The following is a 23340-nucleotide window of genomic DNA, read 5'->3' as shown; positions in this document are numbered from 1 at the left end:
GGCAGGCGACTTAGGTGCTTTGACGGAGATCAAGTGGAAACGCAGATGACAATAAAAGCACAGTTCGATCACTCAAATTGCGAAGACTGCCCGATACGACATCGCGCGGTCTGTGCCCGCTGTGACGCGGACGAGCTGGAAGCGCTTGACGGCATTAAATATTACCGCAGTTTCGAGGCGGGTCAGACCATCATCTGGTCGGGTGACCAGATGAATTTCGTCGGCTCGGTCGTATCGGGGATCGCTTCGCTGACGCAAACCATGGAAGACGGGCGCACCCAGATGGTCGGCCTGCTTCTGCCCAGCGATTTCGTCGGTCGCCCGGGGCGCGACGTTGCGCCTTACGATGTGCAGGCGACAACGGATGTCGTGATGTGCTGTTTCCGCAAGAAACCATTCGAAGAGCTGATGGACGAAACGCCTCACATCGCGCATCGCCTGCTGCAGATGACATTGGACGAGCTTGACGCCGCCCGCGAATGGATGCTGGTTCTGGGTCGCAAGACAGCGCGCGAAAAGATTGCCAGCCTGATTTCGATCATTGCCCGGCGGGATGCGTCGATTGGTCAAAAGGGCCTGTCAGGACCGATCGTGTTCGATCTGCCCCTGACCCGAGAAGCCATGGCGGATTATCTGGGACTTACGCTTGAGACGGTCAGCCGCCAGATTTCAGCTCTGAAAAAGGACGGTTTGATCTTACTGGAAGGCAAACGTCACGTGACCATCCCCGATCTTGGGCGACTCATGGAAGAAGCAGGCGACGATTCCGATGGCGGGTTTCTGGTCTGACCAGTCTTTCGTTCGGCAGAGTTCGCTTACCGCGACCAGCCGGTCGGTTCACGTACTAACATAGGAGTGTGGCATGGGGTTCAGCAGTCTGTTGGCAATGCTGTTCATTGGCGCAATCGCCGGATGGCTTTCGGGAAAGATCATGGAAGGCCGTGGGTTCGGCCTGATCGGCAACATCATCGTCGGCATCGTAGGCGCGTTCCTGTCGGGCATGATCTTTCCGGCGCTTGGTTTTTCCGTTGGAGGGGGCCTGTTCTCGTCGATCCTTTTCGCGACAATTGGGGCGGTGATCCTGTTGTTCCTGATCGGCCTCATCCGCCGGGGGTGAAAAAAGCCGCCTGTCGAGGCGGCTTTTTAACTTGATTGGGTCAGTGCGCCAGGAACACCGGAACCGAGGATTGTTCCAGCATGTTCCGGGTCGCCCCTCCCAGAATGGCTTCGCGAAAGCGGGAATGGCCATAAGCGCCCATCACGATCATGTCCGATTCGGTATCCGTCGCGTGGCGATTAAGGATATCCGAGACTCGGGTCATGGTCTTGCTGAGCACGTCGATCTCGCATTTGACACCATGACGGGCCAGCATCTGGGACAGCATCCCACCCGGGTCTGACCGGTCCGGCCCATGCTGTGGCGGGTCGATGACCACAATACGGACGATCTCGGCCTGTTTGAGGAAGGGCAGGGCCCGCCGGATGGCGCACATGGCCTCGACGCTTTCGTTCCAGGCGATCATAATGTTGCCCGGCGCTTTCAATGGCGCGCCGCTGTCGGGAACTACAAGAACCGGGCAATGTCCTTCGAACATGGCCGCTTCGATAATGGGTTCGGCCTCGGCCCCCCGACCATCACCATACGGATGCGGCAGGATCACAAGGTCGGAAAACCGGGCCCGGTGCGCGACGTGGCGCCCGATATCAGCAATCTGTGCAACGCCGTGTTCGGCGGACCAGCGTACGCCGGATTTGCCGAGATAATCATTGGCAAAGGTCAGCAAATCCTGTGCCTCGGCATTGGCCCGGTTCAGCGTTTCCTGAACGATCAACGCATTGGCACCCGCATAATAATAACCTGTCTGACTGCGATCGACACCCAGACACAGGACTTCGGCATGGGCATCCTGAGCCTCAGCCAGGGCCACAATCTGCGCCAAAGCAGCCTGTGCAGTCTGCGTTTCGGTCATGACTGTGAGAAGAGATTTATACGCCATTTTGACCTCATGTTTCGGGCAATTGGTCTCATGTGACCTGTTAGCCCTTTTCTACTACCATGCGTGTCATAGAAAACGCTGGGCTGTCTTGATACAGATCAAAGCAATGAAGGTGGCCGTGCTTCAGAACGGCAGCCAGTCAAATGGGTTTCGCGCGTCACAAGAATCAAAAACGCGCGGAGCATGGCAAAGGGACGCAATATGTCGAATTACATCAAGCTGATCGTGCTTGGTCTGATCGCGCTGTTTGCAGCGATCGGAACCAATTATGCACGCGATTTGGCGTATCAGGTACATGCGCTGCTGGTGATGCTCATCGCCGGTGGCCTGTTCATCTGGACGCTTCGAAACACTGACGAGCCAGGTAATCAGATCGACCGCTCGGGCGAATACATGGATGGCGTGATCCGCTATGGCGTGATCGCAACTGCCTTCTGGGGCGTGATCGGGTTCCTCGCCGGGACCTTTATCGCGTTTCAGCTGGCGTTTCCGGTACTGAACTTCGAATGGGCGCAGGGTTATCTGAACTTTGGTCGTTTGCGTCCGTTGCACACCTCGGCAGTCATTTTTGCCTTTGGCGGTAACGCATTGATCGCAACCTCGTTCTACGTGGTTCAGCGTACCAGCGCGGCGCGGCTTTGGGGCGGCAACCTCGCGTGGTTCGTGTTCTGGGGCTATCAGCTGTTCATCGTGCTGGCCGCGACCGGCTATGTGCTGGGCGGAACGCAGTCCAAGGAATATGCCGAACCTGAATGGTATGTCGATCTGTGGCTGACCATTGTCTGGGTCGCCTATCTGGCTGTCTACCTGGGTACGATCATCAAGCGGAAAGAACCCCACATCTATGTGGCCAACTGGTTCTACCTGGCCTTTATCGTCACCGTCGCCATGCTGCATCTGGTCAACAACATGACCATCCCGGTCAGCATCTGGGGTTCGAAATCGGTCATCGTCTGGTCAGGCGTGCAGGATGCTATGATCCAGTGGTGGTATGGCCACAACGCTGTGGGCTTCTTCCTGACCGCGGGTTTCCTGGGCATGATGTACTATTTCATCCCGAAACAGGCCGAACGTCCGGTGTTTTCCTACAAGCTGTCGATCATCCACTTCTGGGCGCTGATCTTCCTGTATATCTGGGCCGGTCCACACCACCTGCACTATACCGCGCTGCCTGACTGGGCGTCGACGCTGGGCATGGTGTTCTCGGTGATCCTGTGGATGCCGTCCTGGGGTGGTATGATCAACGGTCTGATGACCCTGTCGGGGGCCTGGGACAAGCTGCGCACCGATCCGATCATCCGCATGATGGTCATCTCGGTCGGCTTCTACGGCATGTCCACCTTTGAAGGTCCGATGATGTCGATCCGTGCTGTGAACAGTCTCAGCCACTACACCGACTGGACCATTGGTCACGTGCATTCTGGCGCGCTGGGCTGGAACGGCATGATCACCTTTGGTGCACTGTACTTCCTGGTGCCTGTCCTGTGGAAACGCGAGCGTCTGTACTCGCTGCAAATGGTAAGCTGGCACTTCTGGCTCGCCACGATCGGCATCGTGCTTTATGCCGCGTCGATGTGGGTCACCGGTATCATGGAAGGCCTGATGTGGCGTGAAGTGGATGCAAACGGCTTCCTGGTGAACTCGTTCGCTGACACCGTGGCCGCCAAGTTCCCGATGTATGTGGTGCGTGCTCTGGGTGGCGTGATGTTCGTCGCTGGCGCCGTGATCATGTGCTACAACCTGTGGATGACTGTGCGGAAAGCGCCGGCCAAAGAGGCCAGCCTGACCGTCGCGGTCCCGGCTGAATAGAGGGAGGGCCGGAGCAATGGCAATTCTCGACAAACATAAGATCCTCGAGACCAACGCGACCCTCCTGCTGATCTTCAGCTTTCTGGTCGTGACCATCGGTGGCCTGGTGCAGATCACCCCGCTGTTCTATCTTGAGAACACCATCGAGAAGGTGGAGGGCATGCGCCCTTACACCCCTCTCGAAATGGCAGGGCGTGAGATCTACATCCGCGAAGGCTGTTATGTCTGCCACAGCCAGATGATCCGCCCGATGCGGGACGAGGTCGAACGTTATGGCCACTACTCGCTGGCGGCTGAATCGATGTATGACCACCCGTTCCAGTGGGGATCAAAGCGTACCGGGCCTGATCTGGCGCGTGTCGGTGGCCGCTATTCAGATCAGTGGCAGATGGACCACCTGCGCAACCCGCAGTCTGTGGTGCCTGAATCGGTGATGCCGAAATACGGCTTCCTCGAACATCGCAAGATCGACGGCAAGTATATCGGTGACATCATGGCGACCAATGCGGTTGTCGGCACCCCCTATACCGACGAGATGCTGGAAAACGCGGTTGCCGATTTCAGCGCGCAGGCCGACCCTGACAGCGACTACGACGGTCTGCTCGAGCGGTACGGTGACAAGGTCAACGTGCGCAACTTCGATGGTCAGCCTGAACTGACCGAAGCCGATGCGCTGATCGCCTATCTGCAAATGCTGGGTACGCTGGTCGATTTCTCGACCTTTACCCCGGATGCAAGCCGTTAACAGGAGGGTGTGATGGAAGAATACACACTTCTTCGACAGTTCGCGGATAGCTGGATGCTGCTTGTGTTGTTTGTCTTCTTCGTTGGCATCGTGATCTGGGTTTTCCGCCCCGGTGCCAGCAAGGAATACAAGGACACCGCCAACATCCCCTTCCGGCACCAAGACAAACCCGCCACACCCAAGGAGGCGCGGCAATGAGCAAGACACCTGATAAACAGCCGGGCGATCCTAATACAACCGGGCACAGCTGGGACGGAATCGAGGAATTCGACAACCCCATGCCGCGCTGGTGGCTATGGACCTTCTACGCCACCATCTTCTGGGGCGTGATCTATACGATCATGTTTCCAGCCTGGCCCCTGGTCCATGGCGCGACAGCCGGTGTGCTGGGATGGTCAACCCGTGAAAACGTACAGCAGGACATGGTTGCCTTCGAAGAGGCAAACGCGCCCTGGAACGCCAAGCTGGTGGAAACTTCGCTGGAAGACATCTCTAAGGATGCAGAGCTTCAGCAATATGCCGTGAACTCGGGCGGTGCGGTGTTCCGGACCTGGTGCGCACAATGCCATGGTTCGGGTGCGCAGGGTGCGCCGGGTTTCCCGAATCTGCTGGATGATGCCTGGCTGTGGGGCGGAACGCTGGACGATATCGTCTACACCGTCAGCTACGGTGTGCGGAACGAAGAAAGCGACGATGCGCGCTATTCCGAGATGCCGGCATTTGGCGAAATCCTCGAACACGACGAAATCACGCAGGTGGTTCAGTACGTCATGTCGCTGAGCAATGCCCAGACCGACGATGCGGCGGCGCAGGCAGGTAAAGTTGTCTTCGAAGACAACTGTGCGGCCTGCCACGGCGAGGATGGCACAGGCGATATCTTCCAGGGTGCGCCGAACCTGACTGACGCGATCTGGCTTTACGGTGGCAGCGAAGAAACGCTGACGGAAACCGTAACTTACAGCCGCTTTGGTGTCATGCCGAACTGGGATACCCGCCTGACCGAGGCGCAGATTCGCGCCGTATCTGCCTATGTCCACCAGTTGGGTGGCGGTCAGTAAGATCTAAAGAACACCTTCGGGCGGTTCGCCGCCCGAAGGCTGGGGCACCGGCTGTTCCATCTGTTCGCGCGTTTCCTGAACAGCCGGTGCTTTTTTCCCACAATAAGGCCACTTAAACCTGTGGTCCAGATTCAGGTTTACTGTTCCTTGCGTCAAAAGTTGCTCGGATCCACCTCGCGCGGGTTTTTAATCCACCAATGACCTTCCGGCAGCCAACGGCGTTTGCGGTGACCCGGCTTTGGCGCATCGCGAATATGCGGCGCATTGATCCGGGTTGCGGTCATGAAAGATCTGGCAAAAACGGTCAGCATGGTTGGTCTCCTCTGCAAGGGTATCTCTGCAGTAAAGATTGACCTTTGCGGTGCTGAATGCGACTCAAATACCATTCCATAGTGTAAGTCAGGATTACATATGAACTGGTTGTCGCTTCCCCCGTTGGCCGCGCTGAGGGCGTTTGCGGCATTTGCTGAAAAGCGCAACGTCGTCGAAGCTGGGGCTGCGCTAAACGTAAGCCATGCGGCGATTAGCCAACAGTTGCGCGTACTTGAGAAACATCTGGGTGCTGCCTTGCTGGATCGAACCGGCAAAGCCCTGACCCTGACCGCCGATGGCGAGCACCTGGCTCGAGCCCTGCAACTGGGGTTTGGCGCGATCGAGGTGGCAGTGGGGGATTTGGCGCGGTCTGGTCAGGATCGCCCGGTCCACGTGTCGCTGACATCTTCTTTTGCAGCCTCATGGCTGATGCCGCGCCTACCTGCCTTTCGCGAAACCCACCCCGAGGTGAACCTGATCCTCGATCCTACTGCGGAAATTGTCGAACTGCGGCCGGGTGGGATCGACATTGCCATTCGGTACGGCCCCGGCGGTTGGACCGGTGTGCAATCAGAAATGCTGTTGCAGTCGCCCGTGGTCATCGTCGCCGCCCCGAAACTGCTGGGGGAAAAGACGTCTTGGACCCCGACCGAACTGGCCCAGCTCCCCTGGCTTGAGGAAATCGGCACCACCGAGGCGACGACCTGGCTGGCCGAACACGGTGCCGGTCCTGAACGCGGCGCCGGGCGCACCGAGTTGCCGGGAAACTTGGTACTGGACGGACTGAGGGCCGGGCAGGGGGTCACTGTCACAGTGCGACATTTCGTCGAGCCTGACATCAAGGCCGGTCGCATCGTTGAGCTTTATGCAGAGCCGGATACGCGCGGTTACCATATTGTGACGCCAAATTCGGCACTTAGACCCGCAGTAAAGACATTTGTGACGTGGTTGAGGCGTCAGGCTCGGGAAATGTGATAAAAGGTGTCTGTACGATGCGCGTTTTGACCCATGTCAAAGTTGCTATGCGCGTGATCTGGAAGAACACACACTCAGAAGAGCCAGTACCGGAGCCAGCCTGTGAGCGATTCCAACCCCACCCCCAGCCTATACGCCGCACGAGAACCGATCTTTCCAAGACGCGTTTCCGGGCCATTTCGGAACCTGAAATGGATCATCCTTATCGTGACACTGGGCATTTACTATGTAACGCCCTGGATCAGATGGGATCGCGGCCCCAGCCTGCCGGATCAGGCCGTCCTGCTGGATTTGGCAAACCGGCGCTTCTATTTCTTCTGGATCGAAATCTGGCCGCACGAGTTCTATTTCGTGGCGGGCCTGCTGATCATGGCGGGGCTGGGTCTGTTCCTGTTCACATCTGCGCTGGGGCGGGTCTGGTGCGGGTATGCCTGCCCGCAAACGGTCTGGACAGACCTTTTCATTCTGGTCGAGCGCTGGATCGAAGGTGACAGGAACGCCCGTCTGCGCCTGCATCGTCAGGAGAAGCTGGATTTCCGCAAGGCACGGCTCCGGGTGACGAAATGGGTAACCTGGTTCCTGATCGGTCTGGCCACCGGCGGTGCCTGGGTGTTTTATTTTGCGGATGCGCCGACGCTGCTCCGCGATCTTGTGACGGGTAACGCGCATCCCGTCGCTTACACGACGATGCTGGTTCTGACCGGCACGACCTTCTTTTTTGGCGGGTTCGCCCGCGAACAGATTTGTATCTACGCGTGTCCTTGGCCGCGCATTCAGGCCGCGATGATGGATGAAGACACGCTGGTCGTGGGATACCGCGAATGGCGCGGCGAGCCGCGCGGCAAAGGCAAGCGAACAGCCGATTCCGAGTTGGGGGATTGCATCGACTGCATGGCCTGCGTGAATGTCTGCCCTGTTGGGATCGATATCCGGGATGGTCAGCAGCTTGAATGTATCACCTGTGCCCTGTGTATCGACGCGTGTGATGACATGATGGCCAAGATCGGCAAACCGCGCGGGCTGATCGACTATATGGCGCTCAGCGACGAGCCGCGCGAACGCTCAGGCCAACCGCCCAAGAATGTCTGGAAACACATCTTCCGGCCCCGCACGATCCTGTACACCTCGTTGTGGTCACTGGTGGGGTTTGCGCTGCTGTTCGCCCTGTTCATTCGCTCTGACATCGATCTGACCGTAGCGCCCGTGCGCAACCCGACCTTTGTCACCCTGTCAGACGGCACCATTCGGAACACCTATGATGTCAGACTGCGCAACAAGCACGGCGAGGACCGCCTGTTCAAATTGTCTCTGGCGGGCGATCCGTCGATGCGACTGGAAATCGAGGGAACCAAGATCGATACTGTGAATGTCACGGCGGATACGGCACAATTGACCCGTGTATATATCGTGGCATCCCGTGACAGCGGTCCGGCGGCAGCAGAAGCGACACCAGTGCGGATCTGGGTCGAAGACCTCAGCAGCGGCGAACGCGCTTACAAAGACACCACGTTCAACGGACGGGGGAACTGATCATGGCCGAACGTAAATTCACCGGAAAGCACGCTCTGGCGGTGTTTGTCGGTGCCTTTGGCGTGATCATCGCGGTGAACCTCGTGCTGGCTTATAATGCGGTGAAAACGTTTCCGGGACTGGAGGTCAAGAATTCCTATGTTGCCAGCCAGGAGTTCAACGATCGCCTGAAAGAGCAGCAGGCATTGGGCTGGACGGTTCGGGCAGAAACCAAAGGTGGCCTTCTGATCCTGCATATTACGGACGCGACCGGTGCACCGGTTCAGGTCAGCGAATTGCAGGCGGTGGTTGGCCGCGCAACCCATGTGCGGGACGATTTTGCACCGGATTTCACCTTTGACGGCGCGGCCTATGCCACACCTGCCACGCTGGGCAAGGGCAACTGGAATATCCGGTTGGTCGCGCGTGATGGCAGTGGCGCCGAGTTTTCGCAGCGCGTTCCGCTGTACGTGAAAGGGTAGCCGATGACGGCGCAGCTTTCATCCGGTACGGCGGCCTGTCCGGGGTGTCTGGCAGCACCAGCAGAACCCGCGCGCCCGATTCCGGAAGATGTGCAGATTGCCTTGTCGCTGCCGGGCATCCACTGCTCGGCCTGTATCGCGACGGTCGAACGTGAACTGAACGCCCATCCCGGTGTCGAAGACGCGCGGGTCAACCTGACTTTGAAACGGGCGATGATCAAAGCCGCGCCGGAAACCCGCGCGGCCGATCTGATCCCGGTGCTTGAACGGGCAGGTTTCGAAGCGCACGAGCTTGACCCCGGCGCTTTGTCGGCAACACAGGCGGACAAGGCGGGGCGTGACCTGCTGATGCGACTGGCCGTCGCCGGGTTCGCATCCATGAACGTGATGCTGTTGTCGGTGTCGGTCTGGTCCGGTGCAACAGACGCGACGCGCGACATGTTCCACTGGATTTCCGCTGCAATCGCGCTGCCTGCCATTGCCTTCTCGGCGCAACCGTTCTTTGCCAACGCCTGGAGCGCCCTGCGGGTGCGGCGGCTGAACATGGATGTGCCGATCACGCTGGCGATCCTGCTGGCGCTGGTCACCTCCCTGTGGGAGACCGCACTGAGCGGAGAGCACGCCTATTTCGATGCCGCGCTGACCCTGACATTCTTCCTGCTGGCGGGCCGGTATCTGGATTACCGCACCCGCGCCGCAGCCCGATCCGCCGCAGAAGAGCTCACCGCTCTGGAAGTGCCGCGCGCGATCCGCATTTTGGATGGGGTGGAGGCCGAAGTTGCGGTGGCCGATCTGAAGGTCGGTGATCTGATCCTTGTGCGCCCCGGTGGCCGAATGCCGGTGGACGGTCAGATCGTGTCTGGTCAGTCCGAACTGGACCGTTCGCTGTTGACGGGGGAAACCCTGCCGGTGTTTGCCGAAGCCGGCCAGTTGGTCAGCGCGGGCGAGGTCAACCTGACAGGTCCGCTGACCCTGCGCGCCACAGCAGTGGGGCAGGATACGTCGCTGCACCGGATGGCGGATCTGGTGGCCATCGCTGAATCGGGGCGGTCCCGCTATACCTCGCTGGCCGACAAGGCCGCCAAGCTTTATGCGCCCGGTGTCCACATCCTTTCGGCGCTCAGCTTTGTAGGGTGGTACATCTATTCGGGCGATTTGCGCACCGCTCTGAACATTGCCGCAGCGGTTCTGATCATCACCTGTCCCTGCGCCTTGGGTCTGGCTGTTCCAGCAGTGACCACCGCTGCCTCGGGCCGGTTGTTCCGCAAGGGTATGCTGATCAAGCACGCAACCGCGCTCGAACGGTTGTCCGAGACCGACACCGTGGTTTTCGACAAGACGGGCACACTGACCTCGGGTGCGCCGGAACTGGTCAATCTTGGCGACCACGCCCGCGCACAGGTCGAGGTCGCGCTGGCCTTGGCCGAGGCCTCCGCGCATCCCTTGTCCGTGTCATTGGCAAAGGCCGCGCGGCAGGCCGGGATCAAACCTGCTAACGTCCGGGACATTACCGAAGTGCCGGGATACGGCACCCAAGGGGAATACCGCGGTCAACGCGTTCGTTTGGGCCGGGCCGCATGGGTTGGCGCACAGCAGGGCGCGGAAACGTCCGCCTGGCTTGCAATTGGCGACGATGCGCCCTTGGCGTTCCGCTTCTCGGACGCGTTGCGCCCGGGCGCGGACGAGGCGGTGGAAGCGTTGCGCGCGTCGGGCAAGCATGTGCTGTTGATCTCAGGGGATTCGAAAGGTGCCGTGCGCGCATTGGCCGAGAAGCTGGGAATAACGGATTGGGTCGCCGAGGCTTTGCCGCAGGACAAGGCACAGCGCATTCAGGACCTCAGGGACCAGGGCCGCAAAGTTCTGATGGTGGGGGACGGCCTGAACGATACGGCTGCTTTGGCGGCGGCACATGTGTCGATCTCTCCGGCCTCGGCGCTGGATGCGGCGCGGGTTGCCTCGGACATCGTGCTTCTGGGCAATGACCTTCTGCCCATTGCGGATGCCTGCGATACGGCCATCAAGGCCACCCGTCGCATCCGCGAGAACTTCCAGATCGCAACCGTTTACAACGTGATTGCCGTTCCGCTGGCCGTGATCGGACTGGCGACACCGCTGATCGCGGCCTTGGCGATGTCGACCTCGTCGATTACCGTATCGCTGAACGCATTGCGGCTGAGGTAACCCTGATGGAAGTGCTTGCCTATCTGATCCCGATTTCCCTGTTTCTGGGGGGCGTTGGTCTGGTCGCCTTTATCTATACCGTTCGTTCCAATCAGTACGAAGACCCCGATGGCGATGCGCGCCGCATCCTGAGTGACGAGTGGGACGACAAACCCAAACCCTGACCAATCGCCCGATACGCGCAGAGTTCATCCAAGCGCCCTTGAAATTGCCGCAATGCCCGGCTATGTCCGGCCCATCCGCAAGCAGAGAGAACACGCCAAATGGCCACCACCAACCCGATCCAGTTCATTCAGCAAGTCCGTGCCGAAGTTTCCAAGGTCGTCTGGCCGACCCGGCGCGAAGTGCTGTTGACCACGGTCATGGTCTTCATCATGGCGGCGCTGACAGCTGTGTTTTTTGCTTTGGTCGATCTGGGTATCCGGGGCGGCCTTCAGCTGATTCTGGGCGCTTTCGGCTAAGCCGGTTCAGGCGGGGGCAAATACGACTGCCCCTTGCACCTCGCGCGATGTCAGAGTAGGTGACGCATATTCGGAATGGGCGTGTGGCGATTCGGGTCACGCGCCGCTTTTTATTCCGGATGACGTGACAGGATTTAAATGACGGGTGTGTCCGCAATATGTGATGCCCCGAAGACAAACAAGGACGACAGGTTCATGGCGAAACGGTGGTACTCGGTCAGCGTTCTTTCGAATTTCGAAAAGAAGATCGCAGAGCAGATCCGCACGTCGGTGGCTGAACAGGGCCTTGAGAACGATATCGACGAAGTTCTGGTGCCCACCGAAGAGGTGATCGAAGTGCGCCGGGGCAAGAAGGTCACCACCGAACGCCGCTTTATGCCGGGTTACGTGCTGGTGCATATGGAAATGTCGGATCAGGGCTATCACCTGATCAACTCGATCAACCGCGTCACCGGTTTTCTGGGTCCGCAGGGCCGCCCGATGCCGATGCGCGACGCCGAGGTGAACCAGATCCTCAACCGCGTTCAGGAAGGCGAAGAAGCGCCCAAGCTGATGATCACCTTCGAGATCGGCGAGAAGGTCAAGGTCAACGACGGCCCGTTCGAGGATTTCGACGGCATGGTCGAAGGCGTGGACGACGAGGCGCAGAAGCTGAAAGTATCGGTCTCGATCTTCGGCCGCGAAACGCCAGTTGAGCTGGACTTTACTCAGGTCACGAAGCAAAGCTAAGCGCGCTTCCAAAGAAATTCGAAACGCCGCGATGTGAAAGCATAGCGGCGTTTTCGTATCTGTGCCGCAGAAAGCACAACGATCTACCTGCGCCAAAGTATCGACACAATTTGTTGATTATTTCCAGAACGGCGACAATTGAGGGATTACTTGAAAATGACAGCTTTTGCGCAAGATGTGTTGGCCGTCAAAAGCAAAGAAACACCCAATGTTTCCAGTCTTCTTGTCGAAGTTGCTCGACGGACCGGGAGAAGTCCATTTTCGCTGGCCTTTGACTTTTTCAAGCTTCGCAAGAAACGCGGAAAGCTGAGGTTTTACGAGTACTTTCTTTACGAGCTTTATGATCGGGAGCGTTGGTCTGATATTGAGCGTGAGGAGTTCGTTTCATCTCATGTCCACTGGCCGCTTGTAAATGCTTGCAACAACAGTCAATGGCAGGCCCTCACCGAAGACAAATGGTTGTCTGCGTGTTTCCTCGAACACAACAGGCTGCCCGTGCCGAAAACTTTGGCTGTCTTTGATCGCAGCGCGCGCCAGTTCGGTGGAACGCCAAAACTGACAAACGCCGAAGACTTGAAGTCCTTCTTTTCGACCCACGCGTCATGCTCGGCTTTCGCGAAACCTATCGTCGGGATGTGGAGCGCAGGTGCCATGCGCATTTCGGGGCATACTGATACGCATGTCATTCTGGACGGGCAGGAACCTCAAACCTACGAGGACTTCGCAAATTCGACACTTGGTGAAATCCCCTACATCTTTCAGGACTGTCTGAAACCACATGGTTTTTTTGACGGTATTACCGACGCTATTGCGACCGTGCGCAGTTTGAACATTATCGACGACAATCAACTTTCCGTTCCGTTTACAATGCTAAAGCTGCCACTTGCGGGGAATGTTGCGGACAACTTCTGGCGGCCCGGCAACCTTCTTTGCAACCTGAACCCGGAAACCGGCGAGGTTAAGGCCATAGCCTCAGTTGAAGACGGTCGCCGAGTTGAACTTAGCTCTCTGCCGGAATGCGACCGCACTCTTATTGGTGAAAAACTGCCATTCTGGGCTGAACTGAAAAAGCTGAACCAAGAAATCGCTTTGTTGCACGCAGAAAATCACTTTGGATCAACGGATATCGCTCTTACTGAGAATGGCCCGGTTGTGGTTGAAGTGAACAATGGCTGCGCTTTTGAACTTGTGCAAATTGCGACTGGTAAAGGGTTTCTCGACGAAAAAATGAAAGAGTTCTTTAGCAAACACAATGTGAAATTCTAGAATATTGGCGAATGCGGCCTTCAACGTTGTCGGATAAGTTCCACTCGCACGTGATTTCAGGGCTCGTATTCTTGTGTCAGATCATTGTGATAAGCCAGAGGGGCGTACAGCCAGCAATGTTTCGCCCCAAAGAACGCCCAGCAAGCTTTTGACGACCAGAACGCAGTGCCTTTTGTAGGCCGGGTTCTTGTTTGATTATGGAAGCGTAACACCGCGGTGCATTTGGCACCGCGGCGGTTTAGTTTAAGACGCGGAGTCTCGACGCCGTTTCGCGTTTGGGCTTACTGCGACTGAACCATGGCTGCGCGCAAAAGCTGCGGGCGGTCGGTCTGGGACGGCAGGAAGACCGCCTGCGACCCGGCATCCAGCGCCGAAAGGCTTGCATCATACCATTGCATCGCAAGATCGCGGCGCGCCTGAACACCAAAGCCTTCGCGCAGATGGTGACCGACCAGTTCTCCGTATGCGGGTTCACCCATGGCAACCAGCATCAGCGCAGACCCAACTGCGGTATCCATGTTGTCCTGACGATATCCCATCGCAAGGCAGACCTTGCTGGTTGCGGCAAGATCAGCAGGGCTAAGACCCGAATCCAAGGCAAGCTTGCGCACCTGGGTTTCAGCCTCTGATTTCGAGTTGATAGACAGCGCGTCAACTTGCGGTGCCAACATGTCGCCAAAGGCGGCGCACTGGTCTGCGACCTGATCGGGTGTAAGACCCTGAATGCCCTGCATCAGCTCTTCGCCCTGTGCCATCGCATAGCTGCGGGCAAGGCAGAATTGTTCGCTGAGCGCAAAGTCAGGATCGGACATGTTAGACAGGGTCGTATAGCCGCCATTGGTCGACGTTTGCAGCATGACCCCGCTGCACCGATTGGCCAGCGACGGGCCTCCGGTTCCGCCGGAAAACAGGCTCGGCAGGCTGGCTGTCGTGGTTTCAGTGGCGCTTGTTGCGGGTTCGGCCTGTTGAGGCGTGATAACCGGGATGGCCGGTGCCTGGGTCTGAGGTGCAGCCGCCAAGGCAGAGCCGGTTTGCACCTGTTGGCGATAGGCCATCAAAAGCGGTTGACCCGAAAGCTGGGTTGCCGCCTGCCCACCGCTTGTCGCCCAGTAATAGGCCTGCATCAGAAAGTCATACTGATAGGGCTGGAAGTCATAGCCATTCACAGGATAGCCCATGGACACCTGGTAGCGTTCGATCGCCGACCGGGTTCCATGCCCGACCTGCCCATCGACACGCCCGGCGTTATAGCCGAAATAGTTGAGCGCGGTCTGCGTTTGCGCCCCTTGCGAGGTCGATGGAATGCCCGACCGGTAGGTCTGGCTCGAAGACCGGGACTTTTTCTTTTGCTGGTCTTTGCCGATCGCGTATCCGACGACCCCGCCAACGACAGCACCGCCGATAAAGTCGCCCGCATCGGCCCGCGCGGTCTGGGGAACGGCCGCTGCAAAAGACAGCGCAGCGATTAGAGTAGTTAATAAACGAAATATCATGACGAACCTCCGAACAAATTTGTTCTGCCCAAGTATAGCACAGCTACGGCATGGCTCGGTCATTTATACTACTTCAAAGATCGACGCCCTGAGGGGATTACCGCCAGGCGACGGATTCGCCGATATTGCTCAAGCGATTTAAGCCTTTAACATCCAGTGATACCTTGGGGTTCATGCCGACTTGTAACTCCTTGGGTTGGCCGGAAAGGGTGGCAGTTTCTTGCCCACGGGTTTCAATGATGTTGGTCATCGACTTTAAACTCGATTCGGTGATCCCGAATTGAAAGGCAGGCCACTTGCCAACCCCCATGATCCCCTGTAAACGCCGCCTCTATCGTCTTCGGGCGAGATTCTCTCGTGGGAGGTTACCGGGGTCGCGATCCCGGGCCGGACCACGCAACAAAATCCGGGTGAGACGCGTTTCACCCTAGTTGAAAGGAAAACCAAATGGCCAAGAAGCTTGCTGGTACAATGAAACTGCAGGTTCCTGCAGGTCAGGCGAACCCGTCGCCGCCAGTTGGTCCGGCGCTGGGTCAGCGCGGCATCAACATCATGGAATTCTGCAAGGCGTTCAACGCCAAGACCGCAGATATGGAGCCCGGCGCGCCGTGCCCGACCGTGATCACCTACTATCAGGACAAGTCCTTCACCATGGACATCAAGACGCCGCCCGCGTCTTATTACCTGAAAAAAGCTGCTGGTCTTAAGCCGGTCGGTAAGCGTAACCGCCCCCGCGGCGCGGAAAACCCAGGTCGCGAGACCGTGGCAACCGTGACCTCCAAGCAGGTTCGTGAAATCGCCGAAGCCAAAATGAAAGATCTGAACGCCAACGACGTCGAAGGCGCAATGCAGATCATCCTGGGCTCGGCCCGCTCCATGGGCATCGAGGTGAAGTAAGATGGCAAAACTCGGTAAACGTACCCGCGCTGCGCGCGAAGCCGTCGCTGGCAAGGAAAACCTGTCGGTGGACGAAGCTGTTGCCCTGGTCAAAGCCAATGCAACTTCGAAATTCGACGAGACTATCGAAATCGCGATGAACCTGGGCGTTGACACCCGTCACGCAGACCAGATGGTGCGCGGCGTTGTCGGACTGCCGAACGGCACAGGCAAAGACATGCGCGTTGCTGTCTTCGCACGTGGCGCGAAGGCTGACGAAGCGAAAGAAGCAGGCGCGGATATCGTTGGTGCAGAAGACCTGATGGAAACCATTCAGGGCGGCTCCATCGAATTCGATCGCTGCATTGCAACCCCGGACATGATGCCGATCGTCGGTCGTCTGGGTAAGGTTCTTGGCCCCCGTAACCTGATGCCGAACCCCAAGGTTGGCACTGTGACCATGGACGTGAAAGCAGCCGTGGAAGCAGCCAAAGGCGGTGAAGTTCAGTTCAAGGCGGAAAAAGGCGGCGTTGTGCACGCAGGCGTTGGCAAAGCGTCGTTTGACGAAGCCAAGCTGGTCGAAAACATTCGCGCTTTCGTCTCGGCTGTTGCACGGGCCAAGCCGTCGGGCGCCAAGGGCACCTACATGAAGAAAATCGCGCTGAGCTCGACCATGGGCCCTGGTGTGACCGTTGATGTGGCAGAAGCTTCGGGCGAATAAGCCTGACCTACGCCAAAGCAATGTTGCGGGCGGTCCCTTCGGACCGCCCGTTTTTTTTAGCTGAACTGCAACGCTGTGTGGCTGGCTGTATCGCCGGTCAGGGTGAAGAAGCTCCGGTCTTCAATGGGCGTCCATTTTCCTGTGCCCTTGTCCAGCGGCTCGGACGCAATGACCTTGCCGCCGTGGTCCAGACCTTCCCCGAAATACAGGGACGGGCTGCGCTGATCGCTGGAATACCGAAAGGCATACAGGTTCTGCCCATCCGAAAAGGCGACGGCCATGCGATCCGGTTGCGTCCGATGACCGTCAAGCGCATCGATCTGACGCAGAGTTGCGACAACAGCGTCCTGCGGCGCATCATCCAGCCCGTTTGCCAGCAGGAGCAGAAACAGAAGCTCTGAATCCGTCGACCCGCGCCGCGCCGCATAAAGTTCGTCCGGCAGTGAGGATTCAAGCCGTCTTCGCAAACGCCCGAACTCGCCAATCTGGCCATTATGCATGAAGGACCATTTGCCAAACGTGAAAGGGTGGCAGTTTGCGCGCGACACTTCGCCGAACGTCGACGCGCGGACATGGGCCAGAAACAGCGAGGATTTTATCATCCTGCAAAGATCGACCAGGTTACCATCCGACCACGCGGGCAGGACATCCCTGTACAGGCCGGGGCGATCCTGGTCTGCGTACCAGGCCATACCAAAGCCATCGCCATTGACGGCAAGTTTAGCTTCGGCCGCGTGCTGGCTTTGCTCCAGCAAGGAATGCTGGGGCCGGATGACGATGTTTTCAAGCGGGATACTTGGTCCGCAATAGGCGGCAATTCTGCACATTTGTTCTGATTCTTCTTGTTTCTGAGAAAAATTGTCGGGTTATAGTCTTGAACTTGGAACAATGTCACGAACTATTTTGCGCTCAGCCCTGAAATTCGACCAAATCAATTGCTCGTCACCGCACTTAATCTTGTGGTTCTGGTCATCCCTTGTTGCGTCTGATTAATCCCAATTTACCTCTTGGAAACCCCGGCCATCTGTCCTAAGTAGACCTGCGGAATAAAGCGTGCGATTCGTCGTGCGCTTTATTTTGTTTCGTCCAAGACGGTGGGTGGTGCCATATGGCCCCTTAATTCCCTGCCTGAGACGGGTAAGACCAAAGAATTCTGAGGGTCCCACCCTCGGGCGAGTTTTGGCCAATCCCGTAACAACGGACCTGAACGCCGGGGCGCAAGCCGCGGCAAATATGAGCCGGGGTGAGAACTCACCCCTAACTTGGAGAGAACTGTGGATAGAGCCCAGAAAGAGAAAGTGGTCGAGGAACTCGGCCAAATCTTCGAAAGCTCTGGCGTCGTAGTGGTTGCCCACTACGCCGGTCTGACAGTTGCCGAGATGCAGGACCTTCGCGCACGTGCCCGTGACGCGGGTGGCTCCGTGCGTGTTGCCAAGAACAGGCTCGCCAAAATCGCCCTCGAGGGTAAGCCGTGTGCAAGCATGGCCGACCTGCTGACAGGGATGACCGTTCTGACCTATTCCGAGGACCCCGTGGCAGCAGCCAAGGTGGCCGAGGACTTCGCCAAGGATAACAAGAAATTTGAAATCCTCGGCGGTGCAATGGGCGAGAACGCTCTGGACCGCAAAGGCGTTGAAGCCGTTTCGAAAATGCCGTCTCGCGAGGAGCTTATTGCTTCGATCGTGGGCTGCATTGGCGCACCTGCTTCGAACATCGCCGGCGCGATTGGCGCACCTGCAAGCAATATCGCAAGCATCCTTTCCACCATCGAAGAGAAGGCGGAAGCTGCGTAAGCGGTTGGCACTGAATGATCTGCGTAGGGTACCTACCCTGACGTTGGAACACACATTGTAAACGGAAAGAGCTGATAAAATGGCTGATCTGAAAGCACTCGCAGAAAGCATCGTGGGTCTGACCCTGCTGGAAGCACAAGAACTGAAAACCATCCTCAAAGACGAATACGGCATCGAGCCCGCAGCTGGCGGCGCCGTAATGGTCGCAGCAGCTGGTGGCGACGCCGGTGGCGCAGCTGAGGAAGAAAAAACCGAATTCGACGTCGTTCTGAAGAACGCCGGCGCTTCGAAAATCAACGTGATCAAAGAAGTTCGCGGCATCACCGGTCTGGGCCTGAAAGAAGCCAAGGAACTGGTCGAAGCCGGCGGCAAGATCAAAGAAGGCGTGTCGAAAGACGAAGCCGAAGACGTCAAAGCCAAGCTGGAAGCAGCTGGCGCCGAAGTCGAGCTGGCCTAAGCCTGGTCTCAGGCGCATCGCTGATGCGCCGAAAATTTTGGCTGGATCCGGAGAAATCCGGGTCCAGCCGAACCTGTCTTAGAAAGGGCCTCACGGAATGGGGCGTTTTCTAAGACACGGTTTTCGGATCGGGAGGCCGCCTTCGGGACGGTGGCCACGAATTGATCCGGACGTGTTGTCTCGATTGTGCAAGATGCCGGGGCCCGACGGTGTCTTTGCCCGCTGAGAACATCGAAAGGTGACATCTGACATGGCTCAAACGTTCCTTGGCCAGAAACGTCTTCGTAAATATTACGGCAAAATCCGCGAAGTACTGGAGATGCCGAACCTCATTGAGGTACAGAAATCTTCTTATGATCTTTTCCTGCGCTCCGGCGATGCAGAACAGCCCACAGACGGCGAAGGCATCAAAGGCGTGTTCCAATCGGTTTTCCCGATCAAGGATTTCAACGAAACCTCTGTTCTGGAGTTCGTGAAATACGATCTGGAGAAACCCAAATACGACGTCGAAGAGTGCATGCAGCGCGACATGACCTACAGCGCACCGCTGAAGGTTACCCTGCGCCTGATCGTGTTCGATGTTGATGAGGACACCGGCGCGAAATCGGTAAAAGACATCAAGGAACAGGATGTCTTCATGGGCGACATGCCCCTGATGACCCCGAACGGCACCTTTGTCGTCAACGGCACCGAGCGTGTGATCGTCTCCCAGATGCACCGCTCGCCCGGTGTGTTCTTTGACCACGACAAGGGTAAAACCCATTCCTCGGGCAAGCTGCTGTTTGCCTGCCGCATCATCCCGTATCGCGGCAGCTGGCTGGACTTCGAGTTTGATGCCAAGGATATCGTGTTCGCCCGTATCGACCGCCGCCGCAAACTGCCTGTGACAACCCTGCTTTATGCGCTGGGTCTGGATCAGGAAGCGATCATGGACGCGTATTACAAAACCGTGTCCTACAAGCTGGACAAGAAGAAGGGCTGGGTCACGCCGTTCTTCCCCGAGCGTGTTCGCGGCACCCGTCCGACCTATGACCTGATCGACGCGAAATCAGGTGAGGTGATTGCCGAGGCAGGCAAAAAAGTCACCCCGCGCGCGGTCAAGAAGCTGATCGACGAGGGCACCGTCACAGAACTGCTGGTTCCGTTCGATCACATCGTTGGCAAGTTTGTCGCCAAGGACATCATCAACGAAGAAAACGGCGCGATCTATGTCGAAGCCGGTGACGAACTGACGCTGGAATATGACAAGGATGGCGACCTGATCGGCGGTACCGCGAAGGAACTGATCGACGCGGGCATCACCGATATTCCGGTTCTCGACATCGATAACGTCAATGTCGGACCCTACATGCGCAACACCATGGCGCAGGACAAGAACATGAACCGCGAAAGCGCGCTCATGGATATCTACCGCGTCATGCGTCCGGGTGAACCGCCCACCGTCGAAGCGGCGTCGGCCCTGTTCGACACCCTGTTCTTCGACAGCGAGCGGTATGACCTGTCCGCCGTTGGCCGCGTGAAGATGAACATGCGCCTGGCACTGGACGCGCCGGATACCCTGCGTACCCTGCGCCGCGAAGACATCGTGGCCTGCGTCAAGGCTCTGGTCGAACTGCGCGACGGCAAAGGCGACGTGGACGATATCGACCACCTCGGCAACCGTCGTGTGCGTTCGGTCGGTGAACTGATGGAAAACCAGTACCGCGTCGGTCTGCTGCGCATGGAGCGCGCGATCAAAGAGCGTATGTCGTCGGTCGAGATCGACACCGTCATGCCGCAGGACCTGATCAACGCGAAACCGGCTGCTGCTGCTGTGCGTGAATTCTTCGGCTCGTCGCAGCTGTCGCAGTTCATGGACCAGACCAACCCGCTGTCGGAAGTCACCCACAAACGCCGTCTTTCGGCGCTTGGCCCCGGTGGTCTGACGCGTGAGCGTGCGGGCTTTGAAGTGCGCGACGTGCACCCGACCCACTATGGCCGGATGTGCCCGATTGAAACGCCGGAAGGCCCGAACATCGGTCTGATCAACTCGCTGGCCACCTTCGCCCGCGTGAACAAGTATGGCTTCATCGAAACACCTTACCGCGTCGTCAAGGACGCCGAGGTGACCGATGAGGTTCACTACATGTCCGCGACCGAGGAAATGCGTCACACCGTGGCGCAGGCGAACGCGACGCTGGACAAGAACGGCAAGTTCATCAACGATCTGGTTTCGACCCGTCAGGCAGGCGACTACACCCTTGCCCCGCGCGAGAATGTGGACCTGATCGACGTGTCGCCGAAACAGCTGGTTTCGGTCGCGGCTTCGCTGATTCCGTTCCTTGAAAATGACGACGCCAACCGCGCTCTGATGGGCTCGAACATGCAACGTCAGGCGGTTCCGCTGCTGCGGGCCGAGGCACCGCTGGTCGGTACCGGGATCGAGGAGAAGGTCGCGATCGACTCAGGCGCTGCGATTCAGGCGAAACGCGCCGGCATCATCGACCAGGTCGATGCCCAGCGTATCGTTATCCGTGCCACCGAGGATCTGGAACTGGGTGACGCTGGCGTTGACATCTATCGTCTGCGTAAGTTCCAGCGCTCGAACCAGAACACCTGCATCAACCAGCGTCCGCTGATCAAGGTGGGTGACACCGTCCAGAAGGGCGAGGTCATTGCCGACGGTCCGTCGACCGATATGGGTGAACTGGCGCTGGGTAAGAACGTGGTCGTCGCGTTCATGCCGTGGAACGGTTACAACTACGAAGACTCGATCCTGATCTCGGAACGTATCGCGCGTGATGACGTCTTTACCTCGGTTCACATCGAGGAATTCGAAGTTGCGGCCCGTGACACCAAGCTGGGCCCGGAAGAGATCACCCGCGACATCCCGAACGTCGGTGAAGAAGCGCTGCGCAACCTCGACGAGGCTGGCATCGTTTACATCGGTGCGGATGTTGAGCCGGGCGATATTCTGGTCGGCAAGATCACTCCGAAGGGCGAAAGCCCGATGACTCCGGAAGAAAAGCTGCTGCGCGCCATCTTTGGTGAAAAAGCATCTGACGTGCGCGACACCTCGCTGCGCGTGAAGCCGGGTGATTACGGTACGGTCGTTGAGGTTCGCGTCTTCAACCGTCACGGCGTCGAGAAAGACGAGCGTGCGCTGCAGATCGAGCGTGAGGAAGTCGAACGTCTGGCCCGTGACCGGGACGACGAGCTGGCGATCCTTGACCGCAACATCTATGCGCGACTGCAAGGTCTGATCCTTGGTAAAACCGCTGTCAAAGGCCCGAAAGGCGTCAAGGCTGGGTCGGTGATCACCGAGGAGCTGCTGGAAACCCTGACTCGTGGTCAGTGGTGGCAGCTGGCGCTGGAAGACGAGAAGGACGCACAGATCGTCGAGGCTCTGAACGAGCAGTACGAAGTGCAAAAGCGTGCTCTGGACGCTCGTTTCGAAGACAAAGTCGAGAAAGTCCGCCGTGGCGACGACCTGCCGCCGGGTGTGATGAAGATGGTCAAAGTCTTCATCGCCGTGAAGCGCAAGTTGCAGCCGGGCGACAAGATGGCCGGTCGTCACGGGAACAAAGGTGTGATCTCCAAGGTTGTTCCGATGGAAGACATGCCGTTCCTGGCCGATGGTACTCCGGTTGACTTCTGTCTGAACCCGCTGGGTGTGCCTTCGCGTATGAACGTTGGTCAGATCCTTGAAACCCATATGGGTTGGGCCGCACGCGGTCTGGGGCTGAACATCGACGACGCTCTGGGTGAATACCGCCGTTCCGGCGACCTGACCCCGGTGCGCGAGGCGATGAAGCTGGCCTATGGCGAAGATGTCTACGAAGAAGGCATCACCGGCATGGACGAGGAAACGCTGGTCGAAGCAGCGGGCAACGTGACCCGCGGTGTTCCGATCGCAACCCCGGTCTTTGACGGTGCCAAAGAGGCTGACGTCAACGACGCGCTGGTGCGTGCGGGCTTCTCGGAAAGCGGACAGTCGGTTCTGTTCGACGGTCGTACGGGTGAGCAATTTGCGCGTCCGGTGACCGTGGGCATCAAGTACCTGCTGAAACTGCACCACCTTGTGGACGATAAGATCCACGCGCGTTCGACCGGCCCCTACAGCCTGGTTACCCAGCAGCCGCTGGGTGGTAAGGCGCAGTTCGGTGGTCAGCGCTTTGGTGAGATGGAGGTCTGGGCTCTGGAAGCTTACGGCGCCGCCTACACCCTGCAAGAGATGCTGACGGTGAAGTCGGATGACGTCGCCGGCCGGACCAAGGTCTATGAGTCGATCGTCAAGGGCGAGGATAACTTTGAAGCGGGCGTACCGGAATCGTTCAACGTTCTGGTGAAAGAAGTCCGCGGCCTCGGCCTGAATATGGAACTCCTGGATGCGGAGGTCGATGAGTGACGAAGGGATGCCGGGCTGAAGCCCGGCCTACCATCTGATCCGGCGTAGGCCGGGCTTCAGCCCGGCTTTGCGTGACCCCCGCACCCTCT

The 23340-nt window shown here is 58.1% G+C and carries 24 protein-coding genes; 19 read left to right on the top strand and 5 right to left on the bottom strand.

The genetic code is table 11. From position 1 onward, the window contains the following. Positions 1-45: 45 nt before the first annotated feature. On the top strand, positions 46-789 hold the full coding sequence (gene fnrL, locus ACR3E2_RS10875; protein ID WP_267363531.1) for a transcriptional regulator FnrL: 744 nt from the start codon (positions 46-48) through the stop codon (positions 787-789). A 73-nt stretch (positions 790-862) separates the two neighbouring features. Then, positions 863-1117, top strand: coding sequence for a GlsB/YeaQ/YmgE family stress response membrane protein (locus tag ACR3E2_RS10870; RefSeq protein WP_209598278.1), 255 nt, complete (start codon positions 863-865; stop codon positions 1115-1117). Between the two features lie 40 nt (positions 1118-1157). Here the strand turns inward: ACR3E2_RS10870 and ACR3E2_RS10865 are convergent, their stop codons facing one another. After that, the gene (locus tag ACR3E2_RS10865; protein ID WP_480484686.1) at positions 1158-1997 is read right to left on the bottom strand and encodes a universal stress protein; all 840 of its coding nucleotides are present in this window, start codon (positions 1995-1997) and stop codon (positions 1158-1160) included. Positions 1998-2198: 201 nt separating this feature from the next. On the opposite strand from ACR3E2_RS10865, the gene ccoN reads away from it, so the two are divergent. From ccoN to ccoP, 4 genes are read left to right on the top strand one after another with little or no spacing between them, the layout of a single operon-like run. Continuing rightward, on the top strand, positions 2199-3806 hold the full coding sequence (gene ccoN / locus ACR3E2_RS10860) for a cytochrome-c oxidase, cbb3-type subunit I (RefSeq protein WP_480484687.1): 1608 nt from the start codon (positions 2199-2201) through the stop codon (positions 3804-3806). 16 nt (positions 3807-3822) lie between these two features. Continuing rightward, positions 3823-4551: a cytochrome-c oxidase, cbb3-type subunit II gene (ccoO, locus tag ACR3E2_RS10855; RefSeq protein ID WP_480484688.1), complete on the top strand. Its 729-nt coding sequence runs from the start codon at positions 3823-3825 to the stop codon at positions 4549-4551. Between the two features lie 12 nt (positions 4552-4563). Continuing rightward, a complete protein-coding gene (locus ACR3E2_RS10850) occupies positions 4564-4749 on the top strand; it encodes a cbb3-type cytochrome c oxidase subunit 3 (RefSeq protein ID WP_267363526.1) in 186 nt (61 codons plus the stop codon). Then, positions 4746-5609, top strand: coding sequence for a cytochrome-c oxidase, cbb3-type subunit III (gene ccoP / locus ACR3E2_RS10845; RefSeq protein WP_480484689.1), 864 nt, complete (start codon positions 4746-4748; stop codon positions 5607-5609). Before ACR3E2_RS10850 ends, ccoP begins: the two co-directional genes overlap by 4 nt. Positions 5610-5761: 152 nt before the next feature. Here the strand turns inward: ccoP and ACR3E2_RS10840 are convergent, their stop codons facing one another. Then, positions 5762-5920: a hypothetical protein gene (locus ACR3E2_RS10840; RefSeq protein WP_480484690.1), complete on the bottom strand. Its 159-nt coding sequence runs from the start codon at positions 5918-5920 to the stop codon at positions 5762-5764. Between the two features lie 100 nt (positions 5921-6020). Between ACR3E2_RS10840 and ACR3E2_RS10835 the strand changes: the two genes are divergently transcribed. From ACR3E2_RS10835 to ACR3E2_RS10800, 8 genes are all read left to right on the top strand, one after another. Beyond that, positions 6021-6896, top strand: coding sequence for a LysR family transcriptional regulator (locus tag ACR3E2_RS10835; protein ID WP_480484691.1), 876 nt, complete (start codon positions 6021-6023; stop codon positions 6894-6896). A gap of 102 nt (positions 6897-6998) precedes the next feature. After that, positions 6999-8426 carry a cytochrome c oxidase accessory protein CcoG gene (gene ccoG, locus ACR3E2_RS10830; RefSeq protein ID WP_480484692.1) on the top strand — a complete coding sequence of 476 codons (1428 nt, stop codon included), beginning with the start codon at positions 6999-7001 and terminating at the stop codon, positions 8424-8426. Between the two features lie 2 nt (positions 8427-8428). Next, the gene (locus tag ACR3E2_RS10825) at positions 8429-8887 is read left to right on the top strand and encodes a FixH family protein (RefSeq protein WP_209507766.1); all 459 of its coding nucleotides are present in this window, start codon (positions 8429-8431) and stop codon (positions 8885-8887) included. A gap of 3 nt (positions 8888-8890) precedes the next feature. After that, on the top strand, positions 8891-11068 hold the full coding sequence (locus ACR3E2_RS10820; RefSeq protein ID WP_480484693.1) for a heavy metal translocating P-type ATPase: 2178 nt from the start codon (positions 8891-8893) through the stop codon (positions 11066-11068). A gap of 5 nt (positions 11069-11073) precedes the next feature. Next, positions 11074-11232, top strand: a complete 159-nt coding sequence (gene ccoS, locus ACR3E2_RS10815) for a cbb3-type cytochrome oxidase assembly protein CcoS (protein WP_209507770.1) — start codon at positions 11074-11076, stop codon at positions 11230-11232. 99 nt (positions 11233-11331) lie between these two features. Then, positions 11332-11529, top strand: a complete 198-nt coding sequence (secE, locus tag ACR3E2_RS10810; RefSeq protein WP_170427365.1) for a preprotein translocase subunit SecE — start codon at positions 11332-11334, stop codon at positions 11527-11529. 195 nt (positions 11530-11724) lie between these two features. Next, positions 11725-12258, top strand: coding sequence for a transcription termination/antitermination protein NusG (gene nusG / locus ACR3E2_RS10805; RefSeq protein WP_209507773.1), 534 nt, complete (start codon positions 11725-11727; stop codon positions 12256-12258). Positions 12259-12414: 156 nt separating this feature from the next. Beyond that, positions 12415-13524: a sugar-transfer associated ATP-grasp domain-containing protein gene (locus ACR3E2_RS10800; RefSeq protein WP_480484694.1), complete on the top strand. Its 1110-nt coding sequence runs from the start codon at positions 12415-12417 to the stop codon at positions 13522-13524. Between the two features lie 281 nt (positions 13525-13805). Here the strand turns inward: ACR3E2_RS10800 and ACR3E2_RS10795 are convergent, their stop codons facing one another. Together ACR3E2_RS10795 and ACR3E2_RS10790 are read right to left on the bottom strand one after the other, a co-directional pair. Then, the gene (locus ACR3E2_RS10795; protein ID WP_480484695.1) at positions 13806-15017 is read right to left on the bottom strand and encodes a peptidoglycan-binding domain-containing protein; all 1212 of its coding nucleotides are present in this window, start codon (positions 15015-15017) and stop codon (positions 13806-13808) included. A 97-nt stretch (positions 15018-15114) separates the two neighbouring features. Further along, positions 15115-15267: a hypothetical protein gene (locus ACR3E2_RS10790; protein WP_480492731.1), complete on the bottom strand. Its 153-nt coding sequence runs from the start codon at positions 15265-15267 to the stop codon at positions 15115-15117. Between the two features lie 197 nt (positions 15268-15464). Here ACR3E2_RS10790 and rplK point away from each other — a divergent pair, with 197 nt between their 5' ends. After that, a complete protein-coding gene (gene rplK / locus ACR3E2_RS10785) occupies positions 15465-15914 on the top strand; it encodes a 50S ribosomal protein L11 (protein WP_010440985.1) in 450 nt (149 codons plus the stop codon). A gap of 1 nt (position 15915) precedes the next feature. After that, a complete protein-coding gene (gene rplA, locus ACR3E2_RS10780) occupies positions 15916-16614 on the top strand; it encodes a 50S ribosomal protein L1 (protein ID WP_480484697.1) in 699 nt (232 codons plus the stop codon). 56 nt (positions 16615-16670) lie between these two features. Here the strand turns inward: rplA and ACR3E2_RS10775 are convergent, their stop codons facing one another. After that, positions 16671-17441, bottom strand: a complete 771-nt coding sequence (locus ACR3E2_RS10775; protein ID WP_480484698.1) for a class II glutamine amidotransferase — start codon at positions 17439-17441, stop codon at positions 16671-16673. A 447-nt stretch (positions 17442-17888) separates the two neighbouring features. Here ACR3E2_RS10775 and rplJ point away from each other — a divergent pair, with 447 nt between their 5' ends. The 3 genes from rplJ (at position 17889) to rpoB (ending at position 23251) form a co-directional block, all read left to right on the top strand. Further along, positions 17889-18407 (top strand): 50S ribosomal protein L10, encoded by a 519-nt coding sequence (gene rplJ, locus ACR3E2_RS10770; protein ID WP_209507785.1) that lies wholly within the window; start codon positions 17889-17891, stop codon positions 18405-18407. A 79-nt stretch (positions 18408-18486) separates the two neighbouring features. Beyond that, entirely contained in the window at positions 18487-18864 is a 378-nt protein-coding gene (gene rplL / locus ACR3E2_RS10765) for a 50S ribosomal protein L7/L12 (protein ID WP_209507787.1), read from the top strand. A 250-nt stretch (positions 18865-19114) separates the two neighbouring features. Then, complete coding sequence (gene rpoB, locus ACR3E2_RS10760) at positions 19115-23251, top strand: DNA-directed RNA polymerase subunit beta (RefSeq protein ID WP_480484699.1); 4137 nt, start codon at positions 19115-19117, stop codon at positions 23249-23251. The last annotated feature ends 89 nt before the right edge of the window (positions 23252-23340 follow it).

Source organism: Ruegeria sp. AL7 (assembly GCF_056536105.1).
Note: the sequence above shows the minus strand (reverse complement) of the source record. Positions and strands in the feature narration are given on the sequence as shown.